This window comes from Amycolatopsis sp. La24, from assembly GCF_029087445.1.
Taxonomy (GTDB): domain Bacteria; phylum Actinomycetota; class Actinomycetes; order Mycobacteriales; family Pseudonocardiaceae; genus Amycolatopsis; species Amycolatopsis nivea.
In genome coordinates, this window is record NZ_JARACH010000125.1 from 1 (window position 1) to 7,733 (window position 7,733).

The following is a 7,733-nucleotide window of genomic DNA, read 5'->3' on the forward strand; positions in this document are numbered from 1 at the left end:
TGGATCGGGAGCTGATCGCGGAGAACGCGTCCGGGATCATCGCGACGACGGGGTGTCCGTCGGGCGAGGTGCAGACGCGGTTGCGGCTGGGGCAGCGGGAGGCGGCGATCCAGGCGGCCTCGGATTATAAGGACATCTTCGGGGCGGGGAATTTCTTCCTGGAGCTGATGGACCACGGGCTGCCGATCGAGCGGTCGGTGCGGGAGGGTTTGCTGGAGATCGGGAAGCTGCTGGACCTCCCGCCGCTGGCGACCAACGATTCGCATTACGTGACGAAGGACCAGGCGGACACGCATTCGGCGTTGCTGTGCGTGCAGGCCGGGAAGACGCTGAACGATCCGACGCGGTTCAAGTTCGACGGCGACGGTTATTTCCTGAAGTCCGCGGAGGAGATGCGCGAGTACTGGGACAAGGAAGTCCTGGGGGCGGCGGACAACACGTTGTTGATCGCGGAGCGGGTCGAGTCGTACGAGGACGTGTACACGCACAAGGACCGGATGCCGGTCTTCGACGTCCCCGAAGGACACACCGACGCTTCCTGGCTGCGCCACCAGGTGGCCGAGGGCCTCAAGTGGCGGTTTCCCGAAGGCATCCCGGACGGTTACGAGGAACGCTGCGACTACGAACTCGGCGTCATCGAGGGCAAGGGCTTCCCGTCCTACTTCCTCATCACCGCCGACCTCATCCAGCACGCGCGGGAGGTCGGCATCCTGGTCGGCCCCGGCCGAGGGTCCGCCGCCGGCGCGCTCGTCGCGTACGCGCTCGGCATCACGAATCTCGACCCGATCCCGCAGAAGCTGCTGTTCGAGCGGTTCCTGAACCCGGAGCGCATGTCGATGCCCGACATCGACATCGACTTCGACGACCGCCGCCGCGGCGAGATGATCCGGTACGCCACCGACAAGTACGGCTCGGACCGGGTCGCGCAGGTGATCACCTTCGGCACGATTAAGACCAAGGCGGCGATCAAGGACTCCGCCCGCGTGCACTTCGGCCAGCCGGGCTACTCGATCGCGGACCGGATTTCGAAGGCGCTGCCGCCGCCGATCATGGCGAAGGACATCCCGCTGTCGGGCATCGTCGACTCGAAGCACGAGCGCTACGCCGAGGCCGCCGAGGTCCGCACGCTGGTCGAGACCGACGAAGAGTGCAAGACGATCTTCGACACCGCCCGCGGCCTCGAAGGCCTGATCCGCAACGCGGGCGTGCACGCCTGCGCGGTCATCATGTCGAGCGAGCCGCTCACCGACGCGATCCCGGTGTGGCAGCGTGACGACGGGTCGATCATCACCGGCTGGGACTATCCCTCCTGCGAGGCCATCGGCCTGCTGAAGATGGACTTCCTCGGCCTGCGCAACCTGACTGTCATCGGCGACGCGCTGGAGAACATCAAGGCCAACCGCGGCGAGGAGATCGACCTCGACCGGCTCGGCTTCGACGACCCCGAGGCGTACAAGCTCCTCGGCCGGGGCGACACGCTCGGCGTGTTCCAGCTCGACGGCGGCGCGATGCGCGACCTGCTGCGGCGCATGCAGCCGACCGGGTTCGAGGACATCATCGCGGTGCTCGCGCTGTACCGGCCCGGTCCGATGGGCATGAACGCGCACAACGACTACGCCGACCGCAAGAACAACCGGCAGCAGATCAAGCCGATCCACCCGCAGCTGGAGGAACCGCTGCGGGAGATCCTGTCCGAGACCTACGGCCTGATCGTCTACCAAGAGCAGATCATGCAGATCGCCCAGAAGGTCGCGGGTTACACGATGGGCCGAGCGGACACGCTCCGCCGCGCGATGGGCAAGAAGAAGAAGGAAGTCCTCGAGAAGGAGTACGAGGGCTTCGAAGAGGGCATGAAGTCCAGCCCGCTGGTCGAGGGCGGCTTCTCGCCGGAAGCGGTCAAGGCGCTGTGGGACACGATTCTCCCGTTCGCCGGGTACGCGTTCAATAAGTCGCACGCCGCCGCGTACGGCCTGATCGCGTACTGGACCGCCTACCTCAAGGCGAACTACACCGCGGAGTACATGGCCGCGTTGTTGACGTCGGTCGGCGACAACAAGGACAAGTCGGCGATCTACCTGTCGGAGTGCCGCCGGCTGGGGATCAAGGTGCTGCCGCCGGACGTGAACGAGTCGGCGCTGCGGTTCGCGGCCGTCGGGAACGACATCCGGTTCGGTCTGGGCGCGGTGCGCAACGTGGGCGCGAACGTGGTGGAGTCGATCATCAAGACGCGCGAGGAGAAGGGCAAGTACTCCTCGTTCACCGAGTTCCTGGACAAGTCGGAGCTGGTGGCCTGCAACAAGCGGGTGATCGAATCGCTGATCAAGGCGGGCGCGTTCGATTCGATGGGGCACACGCGGCTGTCGATGATCCAGGTGCACGAGGACGCGGTGGAAGCCGTCGTCCCGCTCAAGCGCCAGGAAGCGATGGGCCAGTTCGACCTCTTCGGCTCGTTCGGAGCCGACGACGGAGACGCGGCCGAGGCAGCGCCGTCGTCCTCGCCGCTCGCGCACCTCAAGTTCGGCGAGGAGGAGTACCCGCGCAAGCAGCTCCTCGCCTATGAACGCGAGATGCTGGGCCTGTACGTGTCGGCGCACCCGCTCGACGGGGCCGAGCGCATCCTGCGCAAACACGCGCCGAAGCCGATCGCCGCGCTGCTCGCCGACCCGCCGAAGGAGGGCGAGGTCGTCATCTCCGGCCTGCTCACCTCGCTCGAACGCCGGGTCAACAAGAAGGGCGAGCCCTGGGCGATCTGCACCGTCGAGGACATGGACGCCGCGCTCGAGGTGCTGTTCTTCGCTAAGGCGTACTCGATGTTCGCCGCCGACCTGGTCGAGGACAACGCGGTGCTGGTGAAGGGCCGGGTCAACTGGCGCGAGGACAAGATGTCGGTGTTCGGCGGCGGGCTCGTGCCGCTGGACCTGTCCGAGATCGGCAACGGCGACGAGGAACCGCCGCTGGTGCTGCTGGCCGCCGCGGAGAAGATCGACCAGGCCGTGGTCAGCGAGCTGAAGTCGACGCTGCTGGCGCACAAGGGCGATACGCCGGTGCACCTCAAGCTCGTCGGCAAGAACCAGACGGTCTTCGCGCTCTACGATTACCCGGTGAAGGTCAGTTCGATGCTCATCGGTGAGCTCAAGGGCATCCCTGGGATCACCGCCAACACCTGATGACCGGGGCGGAGCCGGATCCCCGCCGCTGGCGGGCGCTCGCGGTCACCCTCGCCGCCGGGTTCATGACGCTGCTGGACGTCAGCATCGTCAACACGGCTCTGCCCTCGATCCAGCGCGACCTGAACACCGGCGCGGGCACCATCCAGTGGGTGGTCTCGGGCTACGCGCTCGCCTTCGGCCTGGTCCTGGTCACTGGCGGCCGGCTCGGCGACGCGCTGGGCCGCCGCCGGATGTTCCTCATCGCGCTGGCCGCGTTCGTCGCGACGAGCGCGCTCGCCGGCGCGGCCCCCGACCCGGCGACCCTCGTCGCCGCCCGGCTGGCCCAGGGCTGCGCCGCGGGCATGCTGACGCCGCAGAACAGCGGCCTGATCCAGGATCTGTTCCACGGCGCCGAGCGCGGGCGGGCGTTCGGCATGTTCGGCGCGGTCGTCGGCATCTCCACCGCGGTCGGGCCGGTGCTCGGCGGCGTGATTCTCGCGCTGTTCGGCGACCCGGACGGCTGGCGGTGGGTGTTCTACGTGAACGTGCCGATCGGCGCGATCGCGTTCGGGCTCGCGATGAAGCTGCTGCCGCGCACAGACCGGCGAAAACTCCGGCTGCGCACGGAAATCGACTACGCCGGGATCGTGCTGCTGGCCGTCGCGGTACTCGGCGTGCTGCTGCCGCTCGTGCAATCCGAACGGGGCGGGTTCGGCCGGTTCTGGTGGCTGTTCGGGGTGGCGATTGTCTTCGGCGTGGCCTTCGTGTGGTGGGAAAGGCGCGTCGTGCGCAAGAACCGGCCGCCGTTGCTGGACATCCGGCTCTTCACCGGCACCCCGGGCTACGCGAGCGGTGCGGCGGTCGGGGCGCTGTACTTCTGCGGGTTCGCCGGGATCTGGCTGGTGTTCGCGCTCTTCTTCCAGCAGGGCCTCGGCTACACGCCGCTGCAGTCAGGGTTGGCTGTCACGCCGTTCGCGTTGAGTTCGGCCGTGACGGCGGCCGTCGCCGGACGGCTCGTGGCCCGGTTCGGCCGGAAGCTGACCGTCATGGGCCTGAGCATCGTCGCGCTCTCGCTGCTTTCGGTGGGATTGGTCGTGCAGTTGGTGCCTCCGTCGGCCGCGGGATTCGCGGTGGCCGGACCGTTGCTGATCGGCGGGATCGGCGGCGGGATGGTGATCTCGCCGAACACGACGCTCACCCTCGAATGCGTGCCGAACCGGCTGGCCGGAGTCGCCGGGGGAGCGCTGCAAACCGGCCAGCGGATCGGCACCGCGATCGGCACGGCCGTGCTGGCGTCGGTGTTCGAATCGGTGGTCGCGACCGCCGGGCACCAGACCGCGCTCACCGCGGCGATGTGCTGCGCGGGCGGGCTCACCCTGGTCGCGCTGGCTTTCGCGACCCTGGAACTCCGCGCCCGCCGGCGGCGTGCCATCCTGACGGAGGACCAGCAAGCGGCGCAGTCTGCGGCGAATATTCACCGAACGTGACCACGCAACGCTGATCCTGCCTATTCGGTGAGCTACTTACCGCCACCAGGTGATACTCCATCCGGGTGACAGGTGACCTTCGCCCCTAGTGCTACTCAGAGCAACCGAGTAGACCTTATGGAGCCTTCAGAACGGCACTTTGGCTACCGACAGTGGCAATTCGCTCGATCGACCGGGGATGGGTCGATCGGCCGGACGGCCCGGGAGTCCGAAGTTCCGGGGAATGGACACCCGGAGTCGCATCCCGGTACGAAATTCGTCGGCGTCCGCGGGGGACCGTACGGCGAATCGCCGGGACACTGCCCGGAGTGGCAGGCCGAGTGCGTGCGAAGGCAACGGGGCGGGCCCGGGCGAGGGGGAACCGGGCCCGCCCGCCTTTCTTCCTCCCCGGCCTTCCCCCGGTTCCGCGAGGCTCCGCAACGCCGGGGCCGCCGCGCGCTTGACCTTCCCCTCGGGGCCGGCCCCACGCTCAGGGTGTTCCGAACGAGGGAGAACCCATGCCGGACCTGCTGACCATCGGCGCGTTCGCACGCCTGGCCCGTCTTTCGCCCAAAGCGCTGCGGCTGTACGACGAGATGAACCTGCTGCCGCCGGCCCGCGTCGACCCGGACACCGGCTACCGCTGGTACTCGCCGGACCAGCTCGAGCGGGCGCGCCGCGTCGTCCAGCTGCGCCGGATCGGGATGCCGCTGCCGCGGATCCGGACCGTCCTCGATCTGCCGCCGGAAGCGGCGGCGGCCGAGGTCCGCGCGTACTGGGACGAGCAGGAGCGGGAGTGGCGCGCCAAGCGGGAACTCGCCGGGTTCTTCCTCGACCGACTGGCCGGGAAGGAAACCCCGATGTACGACGTGTCCGTTCGCGAAATGCCCGCCCGCACGCTGCTCGTCGCCTCCGAGCACCTGACCGCCGACCGGATCGGCGCATTCGCCGCCCCGCTGTTCGCGTTCTTCGGCGGCCCGGCGGTCCCGCGTCCGTCCGGTGATGCCGGAAGGCCTTTCCTGCGCTACCACGGGGAAATCAGCGATGACAGCGACGGCCTGGTCGAATTCTGCTGTCCGATCGACCCCGACGGCGGGGACCTCGCCTTCCCGGACATGACGCTCAGCAGCGACGACGCGGGCCGCGAGGCGTACGTCACCGTGCCGAAGGCGAACATGAACACCGCGCTCGGGGCCGAATCGCTGCACCGCTGGCTGACCGACCGGGACGTGCGGGCCGACTGGAAGCCGCGGCAGATCTTCCTGTGCGATCCCGGACAGGCCGCCCTCGACGATCCGGTCTTCGAACTGGCGGTCCGGCTGCGCTGAGGCGTCCGGTTTCACCCGGTTCCGGCTGCTCGGGATGTCGCGCTCGCGCCGCGCCGTCGATCATGTTGGGATGGCCGCGTTCTGCGGAAAGGGGAGCGCACATGGCCCACGAATCAGTGCCGGGCAACCGGATCCGGGTGTGGTACCGGCCGATGCGACCACGCGACACCAGCGAAGGGCACCGCGCGTCAACGCCGCTGGAGCTGCTGTTCGACCTGTGTTTCGTGGTCGCCGTCGGCCAGGCTGCCGCGCAGCTGCACCACGCGCTTTCCGAGGGGCACGTCGGGCACGGGGTGCTCAGCTTCGGGATGGTGTTCTTCGCGATCTGGTGGGGCTGGCTGAACTTCAGCTGGTTCGCGTCGGCGTTCGACACCGACGACGTGCCCTATCGCCTGGCCACTCTCGTCCAGATCGGCGGCGGTCTGACCGTCGCGGCCGGCGTGGACAAAGCCTTCGAGGGCGACTTCACGATCGTGGTCATCGGGTACGTCCTGATGCGGTTGGCCGCGGTCACGCAGTGGCTCCGCGCGGCGCGGCAGTCACCGGAAATCCGCACGACCGCGTACTTCTACGCGGCAGGCATCACGCTCTGCCAGATCCTGTGGATCGCCCGGCTGGCACTGCCCGGCACTGCTGGGTTCATCGGCTTCTTCGTGGTGCTGGTCCTGGAACTCGCGGTGCCCGCGGTAGCGGAGGCGCGAACGACCACGCCGTGGCACTCGCACCACATCGCCGAGCGGTACGGGCTTTTCACGCTGATCGTGCTCGGCGAAACCGTGCTCAGCGCCACCAACGCGGTGAAGGAGGGGATCGCGGAGGGGGAGCACACCGGCGAGCTCGTGTCGCTGGCCGTCGCCGGCCTGGTCCTGGTGTTCTCGATGTGGTGGCTGTATTTCGACCAGCCGGGGCACGCCCGCCTCGAACGCGGCAACTCGCGGTGGACCGCGTTGAGCTGGGGGTACGGCCACTACCTGATTTTCGGTTCGGCCGCGGCGGTCGGCGCCGGACTGGAACTGGCGGTCGGATTCGACAGCGGGCAGGTGCACGTCAGCGGCATCGTGACGGCGCTGGCCGTGACGATCCCGGTCGCGGTCTTCCTGCTGAGCGTGTGGCTGCTGCACATCGGCCCGACGAACGAATGCCGCCCGATCGCGATCGGCTTCCCGGCGGCCGCGGTGCTCGTGCTCGCCGCGTCGTTCGGCCCGGCGCCGATCCACGTGACGGCGGCCCTCGCGGCGATCCTCGTCGGCGTCACGGTGATCGCGACGCACGGCGAGCGCGAGCCCGGCTGACCGGCTTCCGGCCGCAACAGCCGGATCGACGCAGGTCAGCGGCTTGGCGCGAAAAAAGGGACCCCCCTGTTCGAGGGCTGTTTCGGGGCGTGTAATGTTCTCTTCGTCGCCAGGGAGACCGGGCGGCCGCCGGGAACACGAACCAAGCTCCCACAGTAGTGGTAGAGTGGGTGGTCCCAAACCTCCGGAGCTGAACCAGCCCCCGACGAAGCCTCGAGCTTCCCAGGGTGTAGAGTTGGACTCCGGAAAAACAAAAGCTTGAAATAACGCATCGAGCTTGGCCTGGTTGATTCCGGGGCTGGTTCGGGGTGTGTTGCTTGAGAACTCAACAGTGTGCTAGTGAACTAAGCCAGTAGAGCTTATATATGAAACCCCTCGTCGGGGTTTCCTTTGAGAAATGATTGAGAAGTAGTCTCGATCGAACTGTTCATTGTTGGAGAGTTTGATCCTGGCTCAGGACGAACGCTGGCGGCGTGCTTAACACATGCAAGTCGAACG

General features: G+C 67.8%; 4 protein-coding genes and 1 rRNA gene. All 5 read left to right on the plus strand.

The features are described 5' to 3' along the window. Positions 1–3,167 (plus strand): DNA polymerase III subunit alpha (dnaE, locus tag PUT80_RS45870; RefSeq protein ID WP_275295887.1); only part of this gene is annotated, 3,167 nt, incomplete at its 5' end. Then, positions 3,167–4,636 carry an MFS transporter gene (locus PUT80_RS45875; protein ID WP_134670240.1) on the plus strand — a complete coding sequence of 490 codons (1,470 nt, stop codon included), beginning with the start codon at positions 3,167–3,169 and terminating at the stop codon, positions 4,634–4,636. The genes dnaE and PUT80_RS45875, both read left to right, overlap by 1 nt. 497 nt (positions 4,637–5,133) lie before the next feature. Further along, positions 5,134–5,943 carry a helix-turn-helix domain-containing protein gene (locus PUT80_RS45880; RefSeq protein WP_238607720.1) on the plus strand — a complete coding sequence of 270 codons (810 nt, stop codon included), beginning with the start codon at positions 5,134–5,136 and terminating at the stop codon, positions 5,941–5,943. Positions 5,944–6,044: 101 nt separating this feature from the next. Continuing rightward, positions 6,045–7,235: a low temperature requirement protein A gene (locus PUT80_RS45885; RefSeq protein ID WP_134733747.1), complete on the plus strand. Its 1,191-nt coding sequence runs from the start codon at positions 6,045–6,047 to the stop codon at positions 7,233–7,235. A gap of 430 nt (positions 7,236–7,665) precedes the next feature. Continuing rightward, a 16S ribosomal RNA gene (locus PUT80_RS45890) occupies positions 7,666–7,733 on the plus strand; the annotation flags it as partial.

Excerpts from the sequence above, each read along its gene's own strand:
- PUT80_RS45875 (WP_134670240.1), top strand. The coding sequence starts at position 3,167 with ATGACCGGGGCGGAGCCGGATCCCCGCCGCTGGCGGGCGCTCGCGGTC.
- PUT80_RS45885 (WP_134733747.1), top strand. The coding sequence starts at position 6,045 with ATGGCCCACGAATCAGTGCCGGGCAACCGGATCCGGGTGTGGTACCGG.
- PUT80_RS45880 (WP_238607720.1), top strand. The coding sequence starts at position 5,134 with ATGCCGGACCTGCTGACCATCGGCGCGTTCGCACGCCTGGCCCGTCTT.